This is a genomic window from Mucilaginibacter lappiensis, from assembly GCF_050433765.1.
Lineage (GTDB): Bacteria > Bacteroidota > Bacteroidia > Sphingobacteriales > Sphingobacteriaceae > Mucilaginibacter > Mucilaginibacter lappiensis_A.
Genome location: NZ_JBNPWP010000004.1, coordinates 667,211 through 690,764, shown reverse-complemented (window position 1 = coordinate 690,764; position 23,554 = coordinate 667,211). Strand labels below are relative to the sequence as shown.

Sequence of the window (23,554 nt, the reverse complement as noted above, 5' to 3'; positions counted from 1 at the left end):
CATAAACAGGTTTAGTGCAGGTGCATTTTGTGCAAAACAGTTGATACTTAGGGTAATGATGCCAATAAACAGAATGAACTTTTTCATTTGATGGAGTATTAGGTATATCAAATATAATGAAACCAACCAACAAAAAAGCCGGGCATTTGCCCGGCTTAATTTTTTACTTTTTGTCTTATATCTCGGTTCTTTTCTCTTTATTCTCTTACAGATTTCCCCTTATCTCCTGTTCGCGCTCAATGGCTTCAAATAATGCTTTAAAATTACCGGCGCCGAATGATTTTGCACCTTTGCGCTGAATGATCTCGAAGAACAGGGTTGGCCTGTCTTCAATAGGCTTGGTAAAAATCTGTAACAGGTAACCCTCGTCATCACGGTCAACCAGGATCCCCAGTTTTTTCAATGGCTCCAGATCTTCATCAATATGGCCAACGCGGTCGGTTAGGTCGTCGTAATAAGTGGTAGGTATGGTTAAAAACTCCACGCCGCGGTTTTGCAGGTCGGTTACAGTGGCTACAATATCGGCAGTGGCCAGGGCCAGGTGCTGCACACCCTCATCTTCATAAAACTCCAGGTATTCCTCAATCTGCGATTTCTTTTTGCCCTCTGCAGGTTCATTTATAGGAAACTTAACATAACCATTGCCATTGCTCATTACCTTGCTCATCAGGGCCGAATACTCGGTGCTGATCATTTTATCATCAAATGTTAAAATGTTTTTAAAACCCATGGTGTCCTCATAAAACCCAACCCAATCGTTCATCCGGTGCCAGCCTACATTGCCTACGCAATGATCAATATATAATAAGCCCGCAGGCGGGGGAGTATAATTATTTTCCATCTTTTGATACCCGGGTAAAAATAAACCCTTGTAGTTTTTACGCTCCACAAACAAGTGAACGGTTTCTCCATAAAGTTTTATACCACTGGTACGCACTTCACCATACTCATCTGTAAGGGTTTGCGGTTGCTGGAAAGGTATAGCACCACGTTTTGTGGTTTGCTCAAAGGCGTCGTAAGCGTCATCAACCCACAGGGCCAATACTTTTACCCCATCACCATGTTTTTTAATATGTTCGGCAATAGGATGATCGGAGTGCAGGGGAGTGGTTAATACCAGTCTGATTTTGCCTTGCTGCAATACGTACGATGCCCTGTCGCGCACACCGGTTTCCGGGCCGGCATAAGCCAGGTTCTGAAAGCCGAAAGCGGTTTTATAATAATGGGCGGCTTGCTTGGCATTACCTACATAAAATTCAACATAGTCGGTACCATTAAGCGGTAAAAAATCTGTTGTGGTTGGTTGTTTATCTATGGTTTGTGTTTGCATTGTTTGTTTAATTTAAAATTATTGAGTTACTGAATTAGTGATTGCTTTTAGCTTTCGGCTTTCAGCTTTTAGCTTACATTTGCCAGCTCTTATAATAATTTTCATCCTCAATTTTTATAGCATCTTCTGTCAGCATCAGTGGGCGGAATGGATCTATCATCACCGCCAGTTCGTCTGTTGATTCTTTACCTATCGATTTTTCGACGGTGCCAGGATGCGGACCGTGCGGTATGCCGCCTGGGTGTAGGGTGATCTGTCCTTTTACTACGCTTTTGCGGCTCATAAAATCACCGTCCACGTAGTATAAAACCTCGTCGCTATCCACATTGCTATGATTGTAAGGCGCGGGTATAGATAATGGGTGATAATCAAACTTGCGCGGTACAAAGGAGCATATCACAAAGTTATTGCCCTCAAAGGTTTGATGTACGGGTGGCGGCTGGTGCAGGCGCCCGGTTATTGGTTCAAAATCATGTATGGACAGTGCCCATGGATAATGAAAGCCATCCCAGCCAATAAAATCAAAGGGGTGGGTGCCGTATATGTAAGGATATATCAAGCCCTGTTTTTTGATCAGGATCTTGAAGTCGCCCTTTTCATCATGGGTCTTTAAATCAGCCGGGCGTTTAATGTCGCGCTCACAATAGGGCGAATGCTCCATAAGCTGCCCATACTGGTTAAGGTAACGCTTTGGCGGACGGATAGGGCTAAAGCTTTCCACAATAAATAAGCGGTTATCGGGCGTGTTAAACTCCATTTGGTATATGGTACCGCGGGGTATCACCAGGTAATCGCCATACACAAATTTAATATTGCCGAATCCTGTTTTTAAAGTACCGCTGCCCTCATGTATAAAAACTACTTCATCGGCCTGGCTGTTCTTGTAAAAATAGTCGGTCATGGATTGGCGGGGCGCGGCCAGCGAAATATGCAGGTCGCTGTTTACCAATACACGTTTGCGGCTTTGCAGATAATCGTCTTCGGGTTTAATGTTAAAACCTATCAGGCTGGTATGTTTCAGGTGCTTTTCGCGGGCAATTTTTGGCTCAACGCTATAGGGTTCGCCCAGCGTTTTTACAATAGTGGGCGGGTGAGCATGGTAAACCAACGAATAAAGGCTCGAAAAACCTTCGGTTGATACCAGCTCTTCGGCATATAATGAGCCATCGGGCTTACGAAATTGTGTATGCCGCTTTGGCGGGATAGCTCCTAATGAATGATATACGGGCATGATGTTTTAATTGGTTTACGTTTGGAATATTGAATATTGCAAGGTTAAAATGGTTTAACCCACATCATATCAGTGCAATACATACATAAAACGGTTGGGTAAGCTAAATAGTTTTAAAAGTTTAATTAGTTGAACGTTCATTGACATTTCAACTTTAAAACATTTTAGCTTACAACAAAGGGGAGGGATTAGTATTGAGCGAGTACAATTTTAGCAAGCATAGCATCCCTGAACGATGAGGCATCGCTCATGCTGGTAAGGCCCAGGGAAAAATAAAAATGCTTTTGTATACGTAACATGGTTGATACGAAATTAAAGGTAATATTTTTAATATGCAAGCATAATAAATTAACCACCCATAAAGTAAATTGCTTAGTTTTGGTTTAACCAATCACCAGTTATGATCAAAAAGAAAGCTATATGGTTAGGATTAACCATCTGGATCATCATTACTGTAGTATTTTCAACCGTTGATGCTCCTTCAGACGGATTCACCTCCGTTGGCTTTCCCTTGCATTTTTATTCATATATCGAAGGCAAAGTAGCATTGGGTAGCTGGACTGAGGTTGGATTTATTTTAACCAATTTTTTAATAGACTTTATTGCTTTGTTAGCTTTTATAATATTGTTCAGTATATTTTTATTAAATAGACGAAAGCAGCTTAAAACCAGTTAAAATAAACACATCATCCTATGAAATTAGTATCCTATAAAACTGAAGACCGAGAGCATTTAGGTATTTTTATAAATAAACATATCTATAACCTTAATTCCTGCGATAAACTGATCCCCGACAATATGAACGAGTTTTTGTGGGGAGGTGAAGAATTGATGGATCATGCTAAGCGTGTTGATGCAGCCATCAGCTCCGGCAAAATGGAAGCCAAGGAAGAACTATTTTTTGAGCTGATAGCACCTGTACCTCACCCATCATCATGCAGGGATGGATACGCTTTCAGACAGCATGTGGCAGCAGCCCGCCGTAACCGTAGGGCCGATATGATCCCTGAGTTTGATCAATACCCTATATTTTACTTTACCAATCACAACGCCATACAGGGCCCCGGCGAAATTGAGTGTATGCCCGATCATTTTAACAAGCTCGATTTTGAACTGGAGGTGGCCGTTGTGCTCAATAAGAAGGGCCGTAACATTAAAGCCGCTGATGCGGATAGCTTTATTGCCGGCTATATGATCATGAATGATATGAGTGCCCGCACCCTGCAAATGGAAGAAATGCTGTTGAACCTGGGGCCTGCTAAAGGCAAGGATTTTTCGACGGTTATTGGCCCGTGGCTGGTAACACCCGATGAGTTGGAGCAATATAAGGTTGCACCCCAACCCGGTCATACCGGTAATGCCTACAAGCTGGAAATGAAGTGTGTGGTGAACGGTAAACAGGTATCATTAGGTAATATGGCCGATATGGACTGGACCTTTGCCGAGATCATTGAACGCTGCGCCTACGGCTGCGATGTGCTGCCCGGCGATGTAATAGGCTCGGGCACGGTTGGTACCGGTTGTTTCCTGGAGCTTAACGGAACCGGTTTATTGAATGATCCGGACTATCAGCCCCAATGGCTAAAGGACGGCGATTTGGTTGAAATGGAAATTACCGGCCTGGGTATGCTGGGCAACATTATAAAAAAAGCCAATAGTGATTTTTCGATATTGGAGTTGAAAAAGTAAGAATTTATGAACTTGTCATCCTGAGGAACGAAGGATCTATTACCGAACTTTGCATGTTGGCTAATAGATGCTTCACTTTGTTCAGCATGACAAGATTTTATTGTGTTTAATAAATACTATGTTATCCTTAAAAACCGCTGATCTTTCTATCTTACAATTGCATAATTACCTTAATCATGCCATTGCGCCGCGACCCATTTGCCTGGCTTCAACTGTTGATAAAGATGGTAATGTAAACCTGAGCCCGTTTAGCTTTTTTAATGTGTTCAGCACTAACCCGCCGGTTTGCGTGTTTTCGCCATCGCGCAGTGTACGGGATAATACCACCAAGCACACGTTGGAGAATGTATTGGAAGTGCCCGAATGCGTGATCAATATTGTTAATTACGATATGGTGCAGCAGGTTTCCCTGTCGAGTGTGGCGTATGCTAAGGGGGTAAATGAGTTCATCAAATCAGGATTGACTCCTGTAGCATCTGAACTGGTTAAACCGCCGCGTGTGGCCGAGTCGTTTGTACAGCTGGAATGTGTTGTTAACCAGGTGATATCCCTGGGTAATACGCCTGGCGCAGGTAACCTGGTTTTGGCCGAAATTAAAATGATCCATATTAACGAGGATATTTTAGATGCGGATGGTAAAATTGACCAGACCAAAATTGACCAGGTGGCCCGTCTTGGTGGCGACTGGTATTGCCGCGTTACGCCAGATAATCTTTTTAAAGTAGCCAAACCCAATTTTAAAATAGGTATTGGGGTTGATGCCCTGCCGTATGGCATCCGCAATTCACGGGTACTAACGGGTAATAACCTGGGGCAACTGGGTAACCTGGAGGCTTTGCCTGCTGCAGATGCCATTGAAGCCTATATGCAAACACCTGATATAAAAGAATTGCTTGATGCCACCATCGGCGACAGCAAAACCCGCGAGTTGCAACTGCACCTAAAGGCCAAACAATTGTTGGAAGAGGGCAGGGTAGAAGAAGCGCTGATGGTATTGCTGATGGAGTGATTTTAATCCCCGCTGAAGTTTGTGACTTTGGCCTATTTGGATATTTGCGAAATAACAAAGTGAAATACAATTTTATTTTTTAAATTCGTATAACATCCTAATAATGAGTACAAATGAAACAGGAAGAATTGGATGAGAGATATTCCATAGTTGAAAAACTTGTCAGGCTGTTTAAGTTTGAAAGGTTTATTCACCTTGCTGTTACGGGTATATCCTTAATAATACTTCTTGTCGCTATTTCACTCATGATCTACAATAAAGAAGCCGGTAAAGCCGAATTATCATTAATGTTTGGGTCTTCGGGTTTAATAACCTATACAGGTGGAAGACTTTTGCGAATGTGGGATCAGGCGTTAAAAATTATAGTAACAGGTAAAATGTAAATGATGAATGAGCTTGATTACCTGGAGAGATCTTCGCGAAGATCAGCAATTATCAGTCTCATTGGGATTTTGATTTTCATTACATCGTTGGTATTTGCCAGCTATAATTTGTTCAATTCAAATAAGGAACTCAAGAGGGTAAAAGTCGAGCTCAAAAAATCAAGCGATAGCCTAAGCAAGCAAAAAAAGGCTGTAGCTGAATTAAAAAGCCGGGTAGCCGGACTAAAACTTGATGAATCGCAGCTTAATCAATATCTGATAACCTTAATTGAAAGTACACAGGCAAATCAAGGTAATGCTTTTGCAGATGGTGAAAGCATTGATTGGGGTAATGTCAAAAAAACCATTATAAGCCTTCCTTCGGGTAAAAGAAAGTTAGCATTAACAATCGCGCTTTTAACTACCTGGAAACAAATTCCTTTTGAGTTAGGTAAAAACACTCCCAGGTCAAGCTTTGATTCTCCCGGATATATACAGTATGTATTAAAACAAACGGGTGTTAATATTAGCAGGAACACTGCTGAACCACTTTCGGTAACTATTATGAAACGTTATAAAAAGGTAGATGAACCCTTACCGGGCGACCTGATATTTTATAAAGGACAGATTGGTAGTTTTGGGTTTTTTTACCTGGCTCCTGGCACTGCAAACGGGCAGGGTATTGCTATAGGTACTTTACAGGCAGCATCTCCCTTAGGTATTTATGATACCATAAATATCAACACTGAATACTTTCCTTTTATCGGTTACTACAGGGTTGAGTATGATTAAGTTATTTTTCTGCACATGTTTGGGAAAGGCTTTCTCATTTTGATCCATAAAAAAGACACATGTAATGTGTCTCTACAAAAATCAAGGTAATCCTAAAATCCTTTAATCAGGGTTCAGACAAAGGCTCAAAAAAACTATATCCCCAATACCTGTTTCAGTTTTACATAACCTGTTTTACTTACCGGTATTTTGGCACCCGATTTTAGGATGGCCAGGTGAGCGTCTTTTTCGTAAGGATCAATACGGGTTATTTGCTGTATGGCTATAATGTAGGAGCGGTGCACACGCACAAACTGGCGGGCATCAAGCGTTTGCTCAAAAAAGTTCATGGTTTTATTTTTCAGGTATGATCCTTCTTTGGTGAACACGCTTACATAATCATCATCGGCCTGCAGGTATTCAACATCAGCTACAGGGATGATCTTCACTTTGGTGCCGGTTTTTACCACAATACGCTCATGCTGTGCCGGCGATTGCGAGGCAGCGGTTTCCAGCAGTTCTTCGGTTTGTTTAGGTGTATGTTTTTCGGGCGCTGTTGCCAGGAATTTTTCAATCGCCTTGTTAAACCTATCTTTACTAAAGGGTTTTAACAGGTAATCAACCGCGTGTGCTTCAAATGCTTTTATAGCATACTCATCAAAAGCGGTAGTAAATATTACGGCAGGCGACTGCTCTACCAGTTCCAGCATCTCAAAACCGTTTATTTTGGGCATCTGCACATCCAGAAAAATTAAATCGGGTTGGTATTGTTGAATGGCTTTAAGGCCCTCAAAGCCGTCATTACATTCCTGGATCAATTCAATCTGGTCAAAATTTTGTAGGTACTCCTTTACAACCATGCGGGCTAAAGGTTCATCGTCAATAATTAAGGCTCGCCTCATAACTGTGGTATTTTTATAATGGTTGTAAATATATTATCATTTGCATGAGTTTCCATCAAATCGTTACGGGCAAAAAGTAAATATAATCTACGCTGTACTCCCCGCAAGCCAAAACCAGTGCCTTTTTGCGGGCGCGAGGTTTGCGGATCAAAAGGGTTTTGAACCATCAGTATTAAATAGTGTTCCTCAATTTCGCCGCGAATGCTAACGGTTACTTCGCCGGTAGTATCATATAAACCAAATTTTATAGCGTTTTCAACCAGGGGTTGCAACAGCATGGATGGCATTACTGCTTTATTGCATTTATCATCGCAGCTTATTTCGGTTTGCAGGCGGTGGCCAAAACGTACCTTCTCAATATCCAGATAAAGATTCAAATGCGCCAGCTCTTCGCTTAAAGGAACCTGTTGCTGATCGTCTTTTTTTAATGTGCCGCGTAAAAAGTCCGAAAGCTGGTGTATCATCCTGCGGGCCTCATCGGGTTTAAAACCAATAAGGGCATTAATAGAATTGAGGCTGTTGAATAAAAAGTGGGGTTGTAATTGTTGGCGTAAGTTATATAGTTCAGCATCACGGGCCAGCTGTTCGGCCTCGGTTTTACGCTTTTGGGTTTCTTTTTGATCAAGCTGCGAGTACCATAACAAACTGATCATGGCCATCCAGCCTATGGCCAAAAAATCGGTAAAAAAACGGATGGTTAATGATTGCACCACAAAATTAACAAACACCTTATCGGTATTAATAAGCGGAAGCAAATAGCGGCAGCCCAGCGTACAAATACCAGCCAGTGCCACACACCATATAAACAAGTTGATGTAGCTGCCCTTACCCGGCTGATAATAACGCAGGTTATTATTAATGAGCCAGCAAGCACCTGAAAGTAACACGGCACCAAGCAGCCCATCGGTTGTGGCAGTGTACCAAAAAAAACCAAAACTATGTACAATATAAGTTTGCAATGCGGCCCATACCACACCGCATACAATGAATGCGCCGTATAATTTTGAAGCTGATAATGCCGGTAATGCCAAAACTTATTTTTTATGTTTAGTGATTGGTATCAAGTAGTTAGTATCAAGTATTACGATCGAATTAAAACTTTGATACTAAAGTCTTGCTACTTGATACTAACTACTTGATACTGATTGTTATTAATTTCTTGCACCCAATAAAGCCGATTTGTGATGCGCCCAGGCAATGTACAGGTCGGCATCGGGTGTTTCGTGTATATGGTAATACAGTTCAGTGCCATCGGTAAGGTCATTGATCTGGTTTAATTCGGCCACATCAATAAACTGCCATTTAACGGTTTGTTTCTCTATGTTTTTAAAGCTATCCTGATTGGCATGGCCAATTTTGTTTGCTTTTTCATAAGCGTTCAGTTCCGTATCGGCACTGATCAACCGTAATTGTTCATCAAATTGTGCCTGATGATCGCCATCACCACTGATCACCCTGAAAACTAATTTTGCTACGTACCAGTTCATGATTGTTTTTTTTAAAGTATCAAGTAGTTAGTATCAAGTATCAAGATTTCAGGTATCTAAAGTTTCTGATTTAGTCATGATACTTGATACTAACTACTTGATACTAAATTATTAATAGCTGCGTATATCAACGCCTGCAAAAATGGAAGTACCTTTAAGTACCAGTATTTTCTCGTTATTAGCTGATGCGGTGCTCCTGATCCTTTTATCGTCAACACCGGCAAAAACAGCTGCCAGATCAGATACAACCTGCCAGTTTGATGGAACAATGATCTTGGTGCCGCCAAATATCTGGGTGATATCAATTATAACCCTGCCATTAATATCAGCCTGGGTAAAATCAAGTTCGGCACCGCCAAAAATGTTTACAATTTCGCCGCCTTTAAAACTTTTTGACAGAACGGTTTTATTAACCCCGCCAAAAATGGAAACAGTATCCAGGTAGTCGTCGCCGTTGTGATAACCAAACGGGGGGGTATACGGTTCTTTTGGCGGAACATCATCACCATCTTTTACAGCATAATCTATTTCCGGATCGGCTTTGTCAAAATTAAAATTAGCCGGCTGCTTGGTCCATTGCCCGTTTGGCTGTTTGGTCCATTGCCCGTCTTTAAAATTTTTTCCCCAGTCACCTTTGCCGCGTCTTAAAATAAGCCATATACCAAAGGCAATAATAGCTATGGGCCAAACTATACGGTGGGCATCATCAATGTTATTATTAAATAAAAAAATGACGCCTAAAAATACCATGATAGCCCATGCTGATTTTTTATAATTATGTTTAGCTCCTAAATAAAGTCCCCAGGCTATAAGCCACATGGGCCAGCTGAACAGCCAGCCAGGGATAAAAATATCAGCAAACTGCCTCAAAAGCAATATGCCCCCAATAGCCAGCAGTATGATACCTGCCATGGCTTTTCCTTTATTGGGATTATTTGGATGTTCTATATCGTTGTTCATTTGTGTGCAAATTAAATCATATCCCAAAACTAAGGTAACATTATAGATGAGCCAAACAAAAACTGGTGATATATTTAAAGAAATCGGTGGGGAGGGATGTTTTGTCGGTGAAAAAGTAGCCTGGTAATTTAAAAAGTTTTGTCGGGTAGTAAAATTTGTATGTTTCGACATGTTTGTAGTTCATTGTATTATAAAGGCCAACAACAAAAAGAGGGCCCTTACGGGTCCCTCTCTTTAACATTGACAATAAAAAAGTATTAATTACACTTCAGGTCCGGTTGTTTTATCAAAATGAAAAGTGTCTTTAGGCTTTTCAAAATAATATTCTTCTTTATGTTTTTTTGGCCTGAATATCATCCATGCACCAAAGCCCATTATGGCTACCGGCCAAACAATGCGGTCGGCATTGGCAATGTTTTCATCGAGTAAAAAGGCTACACCAATTAGCGTGATGATGATCCATGAAGCCTTGCGGAAATTATACTTGGCGCCCATATATAATCCCCAGGCTATTATCCACATCGGCCAGCTAAACAGCCAGTCGGGGATAAAGAACAGATCAAATTGCCTTGCCAGTAATATACCGCCAATGGCTAATAAAATTACCCCTGCAGCAGTTTTGCTATTATTGGGAGTAATGGTAGTTTCTATATCGTTGTTCATTGTTTTAAGTATTAAATTATACCTAAAACTACGGCACTATTGATGTTGCAACAATGAATTATAGGTGACTGAGTGGGAGAAATCGGTAAAAGTGAGGGTTTGTCCGGTGAAAAAGGATGGGGATAATAGTGGTTGGAGGAGTATGTTTTTATAATGTGTCAATTGCTATGAAGCCTCACCCAACCCTCTCCAAAGGAGAGGGCTTTAAAGCACTTTTAAAAGTCTCCCCCTTTGGGGAGATTTAGAGGGAGCTTCTTGCTTCGTCGTTCCTCCTCGCAATGACATGATTTTTTATAATCGCGTATCTTATACCTCCGGTTCCTGCTGGCTCAGGCAATGGAAACTGCCTAAACCCCATATAATATCGGTAGAATCAATACCTATAACTTCATGATCGGGAAAGCATTGCTGCAATATTTCACAAGCTTTATCATCATTTACCGAGCGATAAGTAGGTACAATAACCGATGAGTTGGCAATATAAAAATTAGCGTAGGATGCGGGTAAACGGGTATCCTCATATATCACGGCTTCGGGCATCGGCAGCTCCACAATGTTAAGCTGTTTGCCGTTTAGCAGGCGCATGGTTTTTAAGGTTTCCAGATTTTCCTGCAGTATGTGGTAATTTTCGTCGTTTTTATCTTCTTCAATTACGGTAACCACGGTATCCTCGTTCACAAAGCGGGTAATATCATCAATATGTCCATCGGTATCATCGCCTACAATGCCATCGCCCAGCCATAAAATTTGCTCTGCACCATAGTAATTACGCAGATAAGTCTCAATCTGGTCCTGGTTTAAATGCGGGTTACGGTTTTTATTAAGCAGGCAGGCAGTAGTAGTTAAAATAGTACCTTTACCGTTAAAATCAACCGATCCGCCTTCCATCACAATCCCCGGATTAAATACCGGCAGATTAAAATGCTCGCCAATTTTGGTAGGGATCACATCGTCCAGATCAAAGGGAGGGTATTTACCACCCCAGGCATTGTACCCCCAGTCTATGATGGCTTTTTGCCTGGTTACAGGATTGATCAAAAACGCTGGTCCGTGGTCGCGGCACCAGGCATCATTCGTGCCAAACTCAAACAATTCCACCCGGCTCATATCAACCCCCGCGGTTTGCAGCTGGAAAGTTACCGAAGCCTTCATGCTCTCGTCCAATACGTTGATGCGTACCAGTTCGTTGCGGGTTAAAATCTTAATAAACTCGATATATGAGGGATATATGGTATCGATCTTTCCCGGCCATGAAGCCTCTTTATGCGGCCAGCTTAACCAGGTGGCAGTATGCTTAGCCCACTCGGCAGGGAAGTAAAAGCCTTGTGAAGCAGGGGTTTGTATAATGGATGTATTTTGGCTCATAATTGGTAAAAAGTAAGTTAGTATATCCACATCGTCATTGCGAGGAACGAAGCAATCTCTAAGCTATGCAGAGCCAATGGAACGGAATATTCATATTTGACTTGCCTTCGTAGAGATTGCCTGGTACCTCGCAATGACGTGTGAAGAATTTAATCCTCGTCCAATAAACGCTTGGTTATTGGCTGATACGAATCAATCCTCCTATCCCTTAAAAAGGGCCAGTGGCTCCGGTAATAATCAGATTTATCTAAGTCAAGTTCCTGCACTACTACCTCTTCATCATCATGGGAGGTTTGGTGAATAATGGTGCCGAATGGATTGGCAAAAAATGATCCGCCCCAGAATTTTACGCCAGCTTCTTCACCAACACGGTTTACACTTACCACGTGTATGCCATTGGCCACGGCGTGCGAGCGTTGTATGGTTTGCCAGGCATTATATTGCTCTGTGTTGGTAGCTTCATCCTGCGTAGTGGCCCAGCCAATAGCTGTTGGATAAAATAATATATCGGCACCCATTAAAGCGGTAATACGGGCAGCTTCGGGGTACCATTGGTCCCAGCATATGAGTACGCCTAATTTGCCATATTTGGTTTTGAACACCTTATAGCCCAGGTCGCCGGGGGTAAAGTAAAATTTTTCATAAAAACCCGGATCATCAGGAATATGCATTTTGCGGTATTTGCCTAAATAACTTCCATCGGCATCTAAAACCGCGGTTGTGTTATGATAAAGGCCCTGCGCCCGTTTTTCAAACAGCGAGGCTATGATCACTACGTTAAGTTCGGCTGCTACTTTCGACAGTTCATCGGTTGATGGACCGGGTATGGCCTCGGCCAGTTTAAAGTTGTCGTAATCCTCAACATCACAAAAATAAAGGGAGGTAAACAGTTCCTGTAAACAAACTATTTGCGCGCCTTTTGCGGCTGCTTCCCTTACTTTAACAATAGCCTTTTGCAAGTTCTGCTGCTTATCAGCAGTGCAGCTCATTTGTACCAGGCCAACTTTTACTTTACTCATACTACTAAAATTTCCGCAAAAATAACAATTGATATGATGATTTTTACGCAATTAATTAATGATTACACGCTGCTGATGGTCAGGTTTTTTTATTGCTCTTTGCAAACTTTAGTTATATAAACAGCGTTGTTGAACCAAAGTTGTTACACTTCAAAAAAAAATTCATGTGTTAAATCAAATAATTAGCTTTGCAGCCAATGACAGAAGAAGAAATAATTGACGAAGGCGCCGAGCATAAAACCTGGAAAGGTAAGCTTTGGGGCGTTATAAAAGTTATATTGATAATTGTTGTTACCGGTGGCCTTTTATACTGGGTTTTCAGCAAAGTGCCATTCTCCAAAATTAAATACAGACTTGTACATGCCGATAAAGCTTGGATAGCCGCCGCTATTCTCTGTTATTTTACTTCAATGTTGTTTTCTGCCTGGCGTTTATTAAGTTTTTTCAAATCGATAAATTTAAGACTGGACTACCGGTTTAACTTAAGATTGTATTTTTTAGGTCTGTGTTATAATGTATTGCTGCCGGGTGGTATCGGTGGCGATGGCTATAAAATATACCTGTTACACAAGCGCTTTAAGTTACCCACCAAAAAAGTATTCCTGGCTATTTTATTTGACCGCTTGAGTGGTTTTTGGGCAATTGGCCTCATAACCGTAGCATTGATCGTCCTTATACCACATATTACCGAACTGATTGGTTTAGGTATCCCCATGGGATTACTTGTAGTAGGTTCAATTACCTATTACATAGTGGCCCGTAAATTTTTCAGAGAGTACACCCACAAATTTTTCGCGGCTCATTTAAAAGCTATCGGGGTACAGTCAACACAGCTGCTGGCTATTATGTGTTTACTTTTGGCCCAGGATTTTACCGGTAAGTTCGCCCCCTATTTACTCTCGTTCCTGATTTCGGCATTAGCGGCCGTTATTCCTTTTAGCTTAGGCGGTGGTGGGGTAAGGGATGCCATTTTTGTAAATCTGGCTAAGCCATTTCACTTAACCGAAGACATGGCCGTATACCTGAGTTTTACTTTTTATCTGATTTCCATAGCAGTGGCATTACTTGGTGTTTATTACGTGTTCCGTACCGACAGATTGCAGCGGGGCCTTCCGCCGGTTGAAGAAAGCCTCCCTGCTGTCGAAGAAAATTAAAGTTTATTCATACACCTAATTTTTTAAATTTGCGTTCCTGTTATAAACTAACAAACGTAAATGAGCCATTTTAATGATTTTAACAATCCGCAGGTTGCTGCGTTGCCCGGTCATTTAAAACAATTTATAGTCGACCAGCATTACGAGCATTACACACCCATTGACCATGCGGTTTGGCGCTATGTGATGAGGCAAAATTACAGCTATCTGAAGGATGTGGCCTACTATCCGTATATACCCGGACTAACAAAGGCGGGCTTAACCATTGAACGCATCCCTGATTTGCAGGAAATGAATGATGCATTGGTCAAAATTGGCTGGGGCGCTGTTACCGTTGATGGCTTTATACCACCCGCTGCCTTTATGGAGTACCAGGCTTATAGGGTGCTGGTTATAGCTGCAGACATCCGCCAGTCGCGTCATATTGAATATACCCCGGCTCCGGATATTATACATGAATCTGCAGGCCATGCGCCTATTATTGCTGATAAGGATTATCACGAATACCTGAGTTATTTTGGTTCGATAGGGGCAAAGGCCATGTTTTCGGCCCAGGATTTTGAACTGTACGAAGCCATCAGGGCGCTATCTATATTAAAGGAAATGCCCGATGCTGATGAAGAAGAGATCAGAAAAGCCGACGAACGGGTAGCTTATTGCCAGGAAAACATAGGCGAACCATCTGAAATGGCCCTGCTGAGCCGCCTGCACTGGTGGACGGTGGAGTACGGACTGATCGGCACGCTGGAGCAGCCTAAAATTTATGGCGCGGGCCTGCTATCGTCAATAGGCGAGAGCTCAAGCTGTATGAATCCAGAGGTCAAAAAACTATGGTACACCATTGATGCGGTTAATTACAGCTATGATATTACCAAGCCCCAGCCGCAGCTTTTTGTAACGCCAACGTTTCAAAACCTGATAGACGTACTCGAAGAATTTGCTAACACCATGTCGTTCAGGCGCGGCGGTGCTTATGGCCTGGGTAAAGCTCTTGAAAGTAAAAATACCTGTACGGCGGTTTACAGTTCGGGCTTACAGGTATCCGGTACCATTACAGAATTTAAGGTGGATGAACATGATCAACCCTATTTTATTAAAACCACGGGCCAAACGGCGTTGTCGTTAAATAACCAGCAATTACCGGGGCATGGCAAAAACTACCATCGGGACGGGTTTAGTTCGCCGGTTGGGAAACTAAAAAATATTCATACGCCTTTGGAGGACTTGTCTGACGAAGAGATGGACAACATCAACATTGCCAAAGGCAAAACCGCTGAGCTCGATTTTGAGAGTGGAATTCTGGTCAAGGGAACAGTAAAAGGTATTTTGGCATTTCAGGGCAAAACACAGCTCATTACATTTACCGATTGCACGGTTACCGATAAAAAAGGTCATATATTGTTTGACCCTTCATGGGGTGTATATGATATGGCCGTAGGCGAAAACATAATATCAGTTTTTTGCGGCGCGGCCGACAAAGAGGCTTTTGAGGAGATTGTTTATAAATCAAAGACCGCAACTCATCATGTAACATATAGTTTTAAAAACAAGGAACTCCACAAACTTTACCAGCAAGTGCGCAATTGCAGATTGAAGCAGGGTAATTACGGTTTTTTGGGTAATGTATGGCTCAAGTTGCAAAAAGACCATCATGAAGATTGGCTTTGCGCGCTGGAGATATTGGAATTGCTTGAACATGAAGGTATTGAACCTGTGCTGGCAGCTGATATCAGGCAATTTCTGCAACAAAAGGCAACAGATCAGCCCGAACTAAAAAAACTCATCAGTGATGGTTTTTATCTGATCGAGCATCCTGTTGAGCAAAAATTGGTATTTTAGGCGCGAAGAATAAGACAAAAAATCGTCATTGCGAGGAACGAAGCAATCTTTACGCAAGCAGGTCAACGATGCAAGTTCATTAGCTCTGTACAGCATAGAGATTGCTTCGTTCCTCGCAATGACGACATGATAATATTAAGGGGCACATGAATATCATTATAACAGGCGCCAGTAGCGGCGTAGGATTTGAAGCAGTAATTGAACTGATACTTTCGGGTAACCACAAGGTAATTGCACTTGCACGCTCACAGGATAAACTGGAGCGCCTGCTGGAAATTGCCCATGGCCTGAACCCAGATTGTCAGCTATATGCATTGAGTTTTGATATTGTTCACGATGACTATGAAGGTTTGCAGCAATTTATTGCCACAAATTTTGATAACCGCATTGATGTTTTAATAAACAATGCAGGTGTACTCATCAACAAGTCATTTACCCAATTACTGGAAACCGACTTTGTGGAAATGCTGCAAAGTAATTTCATAGGTCATGTACGTATTATACAAGCGCTTTTACCGTTGATACCTGCAGGTTCACATATTTTAAATATAGGCAGTATGGGCGGTTTCCAGGGTAGTGTCAAATTTCCCGGACTATCAGCTTATTCGGCCAGTAAGGCGGCACTGCATACCCTAACCGAGTGCCTGGCTCAGGAATTAATTGAACAGGATATTAAGGTAAACTGTCTGGCTTTAGGCTCAGCCCAAACCGAGATGCTGGAACAAGCCTTTCCCGGCTATCAATCGCCGGTGCTGGCATTTGAAATGGGTAAATATGTGGCCGATTTCGCACTTACCGGGCATAAATTCTTTAATGGTAAGGTGTTGCCGGTTGCAGTGAGTACGCCGTAAGGAATCAATTATAAAAACGCGGCATTGCGAGGAGCGAAACTCTATGCGATACAGAACGAATAAGCCTATCGCATACCCGCTCTTGGCCGCGGGAGGGCCAGTTACTTTTGTCGCCACAAAAGTAACCAAAAAGGCTTTCAGCAGAAATGCTTCTTTGCGCTCATGGCCTTAGCCCTGCAAAGCAGACAGAACCACGGGCTGCTAAATTTTTACTCCACTTCGTTCCCACTCACCCTTTGCTTCAGTAAAAATTGCTAATGCCCTTTCCGCGCACGAGGCCGCCATGTTCTGCCTGCTTTCACCCGAAGCTTATCTGCTGACGGGAAACAATAAAGAAATCATGGTAATCCCTTAATCCCAAAAATCCCGGTTCAGACAAAAATCAACGAAATCAAAAAAATCCCTCAAAATCAACGGTCAAAATCCTATCTTTGCCCATGCAAGAAAAAATCCTCATTCTTGACTTTGGCTCGCAATTCACCCAACTTATAGCGCGCCGTGTCAGGGAGCTCAATATTTACTGTGAGATCCACCCCTTTAATCATTATCCCGAAATTGACAGCACTGTAAAAGGTATCATCCTTTCCGGCAGCCCTTATTCTGTAAGGCAGGACGATGCTCCTCATTTTGATTTCGAACAGTTTCATACCACCCGGCCTATTCTGGGGGTTTGTTACGGGGCACAATACGTAGCACATTTTCATGGTGGCGAGGTATTGCCATCAAGCACCCGTGAATACGGTCGTGCCAACCTGGAATACATTAACAAAGAAAATCCTTTATTTAAAAATATTCCTGAAAGCTCACAGGTTTGGATGTCGCATGGCGATACCATATCAAGCATTGGCGAAAACTTTGAGGTAATTGCCAGTACCGATACTGTAAAGGTTGCAGCCTACCAGGTAACCGGCACCCAAACCTACGGTATCCAATTTCACCCCGAGGTAACCCATAGTATTGACGGCAAGCAATTGCTGGAAAACTTTTTGGTTGACATTTGCGGTTGTCACCAGGACTGGACGCCCGACTCCTTTATTGAAACCACTATAGCCGCCCTGCAGCAAAAACTGGGCGATGATAAAGTAGTGCTTGGTTTATCGGGTGGTGTTGATTCATCGGTAGCTGCTGTGTTACTGCACCAGGCTATTGGTAAAAACCTGCATTGTATATTTGTTGATAACGGCCTTTTGCGTAAGGACGAGTACGAACAAGTGCTTGATTCATACAAGCACATGGGCCTGAATATAAAAGGTATTGATGCCAAGCAACGTTTTTACGATGCGCTGGCTGGTTTAACTGATCCTGAAAAGAAACGGAAAGCTATTGGCCGCGTGTTCATTGAGGTTTTTGATGACGCCGCGCACGAGGTTCAGGATGTAAAATGGCTTGGCCAGGGTACTATTTACCCGGATGTTATTGAGTCGGTTTCAGTTAAGGGGCCATCGGCTACCATCAAATCGCACCATAACGTTGGCGGATTACCTGATTTTATGAAACTCAAAGTAGTTGAACCACTAAACACTTTATTTAAAGATGAGGTAAGGCGTGTGGGCAAGGCTTTGGGCATTGATCCGAATATTTTAGGCAGGCACCCTTTTCCTGGACCGGGATTGGCTATCAGGATTTTAGGTGATATTACACCAGAAAAAGTAGCTATATTGCAGGAAGCCGATGCGATTTATATCAACAATTTGCGGTCGTACGGTGTTTACGATAAAGTTTGGCAGGCCGGTGCTATATTTTTGCCGGTACAATCAGTAGGGGTAATGGGCGATGAACGTACATATGAGAACGTAATTTGCCTGCGTGCTGTGGAATCATTGGATGGAATGACAGCAGACTGGTGTCATTTACCTTATGACCTGCTGGCTAAGATCTCGAACGAGATCATTAATAACGTAAAAGGAATTAACCGGGTAGTATATGATATCAGTTCAAAACCACCTGCTACCATTGAGTGGGAATAAATGGTTATTGTTTTTTATAACGGCGCTGATACTGGGTGCATGTTCGCCAAAAGTGCGGCCTGTATCAACGCCCGTAAAAAAACAAACTGAAAAGCCTGAAAATAAAGCTGCCGAAAAGTCACCCGTTAAGCCCGAAACAAGAGCAGCGGTAATATCCATGATATTGCCTATGGGGCTTGATCATGTAAGGCCGCGTACATACAGCAGTGCAGGCTTAACCCAGGCCAACATGAGCGTGGAATATTACCAGGGTTTTAAGCTGGCTTTAGATTCATTGACCGCCGAAGGAGCTAATTTTAAATTACAGCTTTACGACTCCAAGGATGATGCTTCGGCAGCGCACAGCCTGGCCTACAACCCGCAGATCAGAACAAGCGATCTTGTGGTTGGTCCGGTTTTTCCTGATGGTATGAAAGTATTTACCGCTACAATGGGTACGCGTGTGCCAATTTTATCGCCACTGTCGCCTGCATCACCGGGTACTATTAACAACCCTAATTTAATTACAGTTATTCCCCCGCTGGAGTATCATGCCTGGGGTGCGGCACAATACATCAATGAAAAAATAAAACCCAAAAAAATATTTATTCTTCGTTCGGGCTTTAGCCAGGAAAACGATTATATAGTTAACTTTAAAAAAGCTATTGATAGTTTAGGTAAAAAAAAGATAAAGGTTGTAACCTTAACCATATCGCGCGGGCAATTAGGGAGCCTTATTCCGCAATTGTCAAAAACCGAACGTAATGTGTTTGTAATGCCGGCTACTGACCAGGCATTTTTAGGAGTAACCTTACGGTCTTTGGATACTTTAAGTAAAAACTATCCGGTAGTATTGTTTGGTCATCCAAGCTGGGAGAAGTTTAATTTTTTAAAGACAGATATATTGCAGCGATTGAACACGCATATTACCTCGACCGATAAAATAAATTACAAACACGGGGCTACAATTGCTTTTTTGCGTAACTATCGTAAAGCATATCACGTTGAACCTACCGATTTTGCCATAAAGGGCTTTGACGAAGGTTTATACTTTGGCAGGCAGCTTTTTGAGGGTGATGCCGGTATGGCGGAGCTTGATAAAACAGATTTTACAGGCATACATAACAGTTTTCACTTTGTAAAAAAGCCGGGACTGGGATGGGTTAACGCTCATGTAAATATATTAATGTACACTAATTTTGAGTTAAAACAGGTAGAATGAAGGCTATAAACCAGCTTAAAACGTTTCAGCGAATATTGGGTGAATACCCTGCCGATACGCCTCTAAGTAAGTTTTTACCCGGTTTTTACAGGCAAAACAAACAAATGGGCTCAACCGACAGGCGCATAGCTAACAGGTTGGTGTACAACTATTTTAGGATAGGCAGGGCTCTGCCTGATTTGCCGGCAGACGAGCGTTTGTTTGTAGCCGAATTTTTATGCAATACACAAACCAACTCCTTTTTACAGCATTTTAAGCCCGAATGGGCTGTATGTGTAGGCTTTAGTATAGAAGATAAGCTCGCCCTTGTAAAAACAGCTTACCCAGCCTTTAATTTAACTGATATATTCCCCTGGGGAGCGCAGCTATCGGCGGAGATTGATCAGGATGCCTTTTTAAAATCATTCTTTTTTCAGCCCGACCTTTTTATCAGGGTGCGCAATGGTTATGATCATTTGGTTAAAGCCGAATTAGGCAAGGCCCAGGTAGCATTTAAAGATGAAGGTAACGGATGCCTGTCATTGCCTAATGGTACCCGGCTCGAAACCATATTCCCTGTGCAGCATTGGTTTGAGGTACAGGACTTGTCATCGCAGCAAACCGGCGATTTCTTTAAACCACAGCGTTGGGATAGCTGGTGGGATGCCTGCGCGGCATCGGGCGGTAAGTCGCTGCTGCTGCATGAAGACGAGCCTAACATAAAACTCGTGGTATCAGATATCCGCGAGTCGGTACTGGCTAATCTGGATGAACGTTTTCACCTGGCCGGTCTCACCAAATATCAGAAAAAAGCGCTCGATCTAACTACCAACGTTGATCAAACCCTGCATGATTATGCTTTCGACGGCATTATCCTTGATGCCCCATGCAGCGGCTCCGGCACCTGGGGCCGAACGCCTGAAATGATAGCCCAATTTAATCCGCAGAAAATAGAATTTTTCCAGAAGCTACAGAAAAGCATCGCTCAAAACGTTGTAAAATACCTTAAACCCGGTAAACCGCTTATCTACATCACCTGCTCGGCCTTCAAAGCCGAGAACGAGGATGTAGTTGATTTTTTAATAAAAGAAGTTGGCCTAAAGCTGGAAGAAAGTAAAGTGCTGAAAGGTTACGAGCATAAAGCCGATACCATGTTTGTAGCAAGATTGAGCCCCCCGGTCTCCTAAAGGGGGGGAGTGAATAACCCTCTTTACCATGTCATTGCGAGCGTAGCGTGGCAATCTCCTATAGTCGAGCGACTATGATACGTTATCACATAATATGCTCTATATGCTTTTTTATATGTTTAAGTAAGCTCGAATTACTTTTAGTATCTTCCTCAAATTGATCAACAATGTTAATGTGATTTATTAGGCGCATGAAGTTTTCTTCTCCTATGTATCCTGTTATTGCAATATCAACAGCTAAATTTTGAGTGTCCTGACTGCCATCCACATCGGTGATTTGGATATCAGCATCAAATGTCCCATCGTCGAATTTGTATAGAATATATTTCCAATTATTGGTATCAATCAAAATTTCCTTTCCCACTTCATTTTTCATTTTCCAAATGCCTTTCCAATCTGCCTTTGGTGGTTTGGACGGGAGAAAATGCCACCCCTCACATTGGGGGGCTAAATCAATCATTTGTTGAGTGAGCTCTAATCTGGTAATATTTAAATTAGGTGAAATTGTGAAATAGTATAAACTTTCACCCCATGGCCCTATCTCCCAATCAAAATGCCCCAATTTGGAAACACGGTTGTCTAACTGGGTAACCAAGCTATTATCAGTTGGATTGGCTAACAAATCTGCAGATATGGATCTAAACCATGTCCAAAATTTATTTATTTCAGCAGCGTTAAAATTCATATCTATTTAAAAGTTGGTAAGCTCATGCTAATCAAAAACTCCCCCTTCAGGGGGCTGGGGGGCTTACAAATGCGTATTACTCCTGAACAATTTAATCGCTATTGCCAGCAAAATAATCCCGAAAGCTTTACGCAATATACTGAGACCTACAGGGCCCAATAATTTTTCGAGCCACTTTACATTTTTGAGTACGAGGTAAACAACAATTGTGTTGAGCACTATGCCTACCAGTATGTTTTGGGTTTGGTATTGTGACTTTAAAGAGAGCAGGGTGGTCATGGTTCCGGCGCCTGCAATCAGCGGGAAAGCGATGGGGACAATAGAGGCCGATTGTGGGATCTCTTCCTTAAAAAAATCTACACCCAATATCATTTCCATGGCTATGATAAAAATAACCAGCGAACCGGCTATGGCAAAGGATGCTATATCCAGGCCGATGATGTCAAGCAGCTGATCGCCCACAAATAAAAACACGATCATGAGCACCAGAACCGCTATACTGGCCTTTTCCGATTCGATATGCCCTACGCGCTGCCTTACCTGGATAATTACGGGTATTGCGCCCAAAATATCAATAATTGCGAAAAGGATCATGGTAACAGATAGTACCTCTCTGAAAATTAGTGGATGCATGGTTGTAGGATTTTTATTCGCGTGATTTTAACCGGAAACTCAGCAAAAGTGCAATTAAAATATAAAAGGAAGATAAGAAAAAAACGCCATGTACAGAAATCAAAGCCGCGAACCCAGCGGTTAAAGGACCCAGGGTTTGCCCTATAGAAGCGTAGGATTGGTTGATGCCTAATATTTTACCCTGTTCTTTGTGATCAATACGATCAGCAATGATGGCATTGATCATAGGGTTGCGCAGGCCATTAAATAATCCATAAACACAAATACCTACTGTAAAGGTAATGAAGGCGTTGGTGAGCCCCGTAATGAACATAGCTGTCATACATAGTATGGTTGACAGGAGCAGGATCATGGATTTTGATGAGCACCATTGCGTTAACAGCGGTACGCTCAATTGCATAATAATGCCGCTTACACCAAAACCCGCATATAAAATACCTATTTGGGTTGGATTTATCTTTAATACATCAACACTAAAGGTTTGAAAGCCGATAAGCATGGTGAACTGTGCCATGGTAAGCAGGAACCCGGTAAATACCGCGGTGCCAATAACCGGGCGTTTTAAGGTGGTGATCAATGCCGATAGTTTGAAATTACTTTTGCTGTCATTTTTCTTCCCGGGATTTGGCAGGTTGGTTTCACGAAGAAAAAAGATAGTGCACAGCGTACCGATGAATGAAATGCCCGCTGCGAAAAAGAACGGTACCTGCGGCCCAAACCTATTGAGCAAACCGCCTATAGCCGGGCCAATTACAAAGCCAAAACCAAATGCCGAACCCAGTATGCCAAATTTTTTCGCCCTGTTTTGAGGCGTTGCCGTATCAGATACCATGGCTTGTGCTACTGATACATTGCCGCCGGTAAAGCCGTCTAAAATGCGGGCTGCAAACAACATGAAAATACTGTTTGCCCAGGCAAACAGTAGGAAGGAGAGGCAGGTACCGGCAATGCTTATGATAAGTAATGGTTTACGGCCAAATTTATCAGACAGGGAGCCTAAAACCGGTGTTGCAAAAAACTGGGCCACTGAAAATGAGGCGGTAAGTATACCAAGTGTTTCGCCGGTTATACCAAAAGTTTTACCATAACTGTACAGTACCGGAACAATAATGCCGAAGCCCAGCGAGTTGATGATACAAACAAATACTAATACCCAAAGATTTTTATCGGCCTGCATGAATTGGTTTTATCTGTAGGTAATAAAAGAGAAGGTAACAAAAAAGGTTCTGAATTTTCAGAACCTTTTTAATTGTAATAGCAATTTTATACT

General features: G+C 42.3%; 23 protein-coding genes. 11 read left to right on the top strand and 12 right to left on the bottom strand.

All coding sequences use genetic code 11. The features are described 5' to 3' along the window. Positions 1-205: 205 nt before the first annotated feature. Positions 206-1,330 carry a 4-hydroxyphenylpyruvate dioxygenase gene (hppD, locus tag M2273_RS16050; RefSeq protein ID WP_429398577.1) on the bottom strand — a complete coding sequence of 375 codons (1,125 nt, stop codon included), beginning with the start codon at positions 1,328-1,330 and terminating at the stop codon, positions 206-208. 73 nt (positions 1,331-1,403) lie between these two features. Further along, complete coding sequence (locus tag M2273_RS16045) at positions 1,404-2,561, bottom strand: homogentisate 1,2-dioxygenase (protein ID WP_429398575.1); 1,158 nt, start codon at positions 2,559-2,561, stop codon at positions 1,404-1,406. A 400-nt stretch (positions 2,562-2,961) separates the two neighbouring features. Between M2273_RS16045 and M2273_RS16040 the strand changes: the two genes are divergently transcribed. The 5 genes from M2273_RS16040 (at position 2,962) to M2273_RS16020 (ending at position 6,413) form a co-directional block, all read left to right on the top strand. After that, complete coding sequence (locus M2273_RS16040; RefSeq protein ID WP_429398574.1) at positions 2,962-3,237, top strand: hypothetical protein; 276 nt, start codon at positions 2,962-2,964, stop codon at positions 3,235-3,237. Between the two features lie 17 nt (positions 3,238-3,254). Beyond that, positions 3,255-4,250, top strand: coding sequence for a fumarylacetoacetate hydrolase family protein (locus tag M2273_RS16035; RefSeq protein ID WP_429398572.1), 996 nt, complete (start codon positions 3,255-3,257; stop codon positions 4,248-4,250). A 118-nt stretch (positions 4,251-4,368) separates the two neighbouring features. After that, on the top strand, positions 4,369-5,259 hold the full coding sequence (locus M2273_RS16030; protein ID WP_429398570.1) for a flavin reductase family protein: 891 nt from the start codon (positions 4,369-4,371) through the stop codon (positions 5,257-5,259). Positions 5,260-5,372: 113 nt separating this feature from the next. Continuing rightward, positions 5,373-5,642 carry a hypothetical protein gene (locus tag M2273_RS16025; RefSeq protein WP_429398568.1) on the top strand — a complete coding sequence of 90 codons (270 nt, stop codon included), beginning with the start codon at positions 5,373-5,375 and terminating at the stop codon, positions 5,640-5,642. Next, positions 5,643-6,413 (top strand): NlpC/P60 family protein, encoded by a 771-nt coding sequence (locus M2273_RS16020; protein ID WP_429398566.1) that lies wholly within the window; start codon positions 5,643-5,645, stop codon positions 6,411-6,413. 134 nt (positions 6,414-6,547) lie between these two features. Here M2273_RS16020 and M2273_RS16015 read toward each other — a convergent pair whose 3' ends face one another. From M2273_RS16015 to M2273_RS15985, 7 genes are all read right to left on the bottom strand, one after another. Further along, on the bottom strand, positions 6,548-7,294 hold the full coding sequence (locus M2273_RS16015; protein WP_429398564.1) for a LytR/AlgR family response regulator transcription factor: 747 nt from the start codon (positions 7,292-7,294) through the stop codon (positions 6,548-6,550). Beyond that, positions 7,291-8,325 (bottom strand): sensor histidine kinase, encoded by a 1,035-nt coding sequence (locus M2273_RS16010; protein WP_429398562.1) that lies wholly within the window; start codon positions 8,323-8,325, stop codon positions 7,291-7,293. The genes M2273_RS16015 and M2273_RS16010 overlap by 4 nt, the downstream gene beginning before the upstream one ends. Before the next feature lie 120 nt (positions 8,326-8,445). Further along, entirely contained in the window at positions 8,446-8,781 is a 336-nt protein-coding gene (locus M2273_RS16005; protein WP_429398560.1) for a DUF4288 domain-containing protein, read from the bottom strand. 111 nt (positions 8,782-8,892) lie between these two features. Beyond that, complete coding sequence (locus tag M2273_RS16000; RefSeq protein WP_429398558.1) at positions 8,893-9,741, bottom strand: LiaF transmembrane domain-containing protein; 849 nt, start codon at positions 9,739-9,741, stop codon at positions 8,893-8,895. Between the two features lie 261 nt (positions 9,742-10,002). Further along, positions 10,003-10,404 (bottom strand): LiaF transmembrane domain-containing protein, encoded by a 402-nt coding sequence (locus M2273_RS15995; RefSeq protein WP_429398556.1) that lies wholly within the window; start codon positions 10,402-10,404, stop codon positions 10,003-10,005. A gap of 306 nt (positions 10,405-10,710) precedes the next feature. Next, positions 10,711-11,769 carry an agmatine deiminase family protein gene (locus M2273_RS15990; protein WP_429398554.1) on the bottom strand — a complete coding sequence of 353 codons (1,059 nt, stop codon included), beginning with the start codon at positions 11,767-11,769 and terminating at the stop codon, positions 10,711-10,713. A 149-nt stretch (positions 11,770-11,918) separates the two neighbouring features. Next, positions 11,919-12,788, bottom strand: a complete 870-nt coding sequence (locus tag M2273_RS15985) for a carbon-nitrogen hydrolase (RefSeq protein ID WP_429398552.1) — start codon at positions 12,786-12,788, stop codon at positions 11,919-11,921. Between the two features lie 197 nt (positions 12,789-12,985). On the opposite strand from M2273_RS15985, the gene M2273_RS15980 reads away from it, so the two are divergent. The 6 genes from M2273_RS15980 to M2273_RS15955 all read left to right on the top strand — a co-directional run bounded on the left by M2273_RS15980 (position 12,986) and on the right by M2273_RS15955 (position 20,966). Continuing rightward, positions 12,986-13,942, top strand: coding sequence for a lysylphosphatidylglycerol synthase transmembrane domain-containing protein (locus M2273_RS15980; RefSeq protein WP_429398551.1), 957 nt, complete (start codon positions 12,986-12,988; stop codon positions 13,940-13,942). A 60-nt stretch (positions 13,943-14,002) separates the two neighbouring features. Then, positions 14,003-15,781 (top strand): aromatic amino acid hydroxylase, encoded by a 1,779-nt coding sequence (locus tag M2273_RS15975; protein ID WP_429398549.1) that lies wholly within the window; start codon positions 14,003-14,005, stop codon positions 15,779-15,781. A 146-nt stretch (positions 15,782-15,927) separates the two neighbouring features. After that, complete coding sequence (locus M2273_RS15970) at positions 15,928-16,632, top strand: SDR family NAD(P)-dependent oxidoreductase (RefSeq protein ID WP_429398546.1); 705 nt, start codon at positions 15,928-15,930, stop codon at positions 16,630-16,632. 437 nt (positions 16,633-17,069) lie between these two features. Beyond that, entirely contained in the window at positions 17,070-18,599 is a 1,530-nt protein-coding gene (gene guaA / locus M2273_RS15965; RefSeq protein ID WP_429398544.1) for a glutamine-hydrolyzing GMP synthase, read from the top strand. Then, positions 18,556-19,800, top strand: a complete 1,245-nt coding sequence (locus M2273_RS15960) for an ABC transporter substrate-binding protein (protein WP_429398543.1) — start codon at positions 18,556-18,558, stop codon at positions 19,798-19,800. Before guaA ends, M2273_RS15960 begins: the two co-directional genes overlap by 44 nt. Continuing rightward, entirely contained in the window at positions 19,797-20,966 is a 1,170-nt protein-coding gene (locus tag M2273_RS15955) for an RsmB/NOP family class I SAM-dependent RNA methyltransferase (RefSeq protein ID WP_429398541.1), read from the top strand. The genes M2273_RS15960 and M2273_RS15955 overlap by 4 nt, the downstream gene beginning before the upstream one ends. Before the next feature lie 85 nt (positions 20,967-21,051). On the opposite strand, the gene M2273_RS15950 is transcribed toward M2273_RS15955, so the two are convergent. The 3 genes from M2273_RS15950 to M2273_RS15940 form a co-directional block, all read right to left on the bottom strand. Continuing rightward, the gene (locus M2273_RS15950; protein WP_429398539.1) at positions 21,052-21,651 is read right to left on the bottom strand and encodes a hypothetical protein; all 600 of its coding nucleotides are present in this window, start codon (positions 21,649-21,651) and stop codon (positions 21,052-21,054) included. Positions 21,652-21,714: 63 nt separating this feature from the next. Further along, a complete protein-coding gene (locus tag M2273_RS15945) occupies positions 21,715-22,284 on the bottom strand; it encodes a MarC family protein (protein ID WP_429398537.1) in 570 nt (189 codons plus the stop codon). Between the two features lie 13 nt (positions 22,285-22,297). Continuing rightward, positions 22,298-23,461 carry an MFS transporter gene (locus tag M2273_RS15940; RefSeq protein ID WP_429398535.1) on the bottom strand — a complete coding sequence of 388 codons (1,164 nt, stop codon included), beginning with the start codon at positions 23,459-23,461 and terminating at the stop codon, positions 22,298-22,300. Positions 23,462-23,554: the final 93 nt, after the last annotated feature.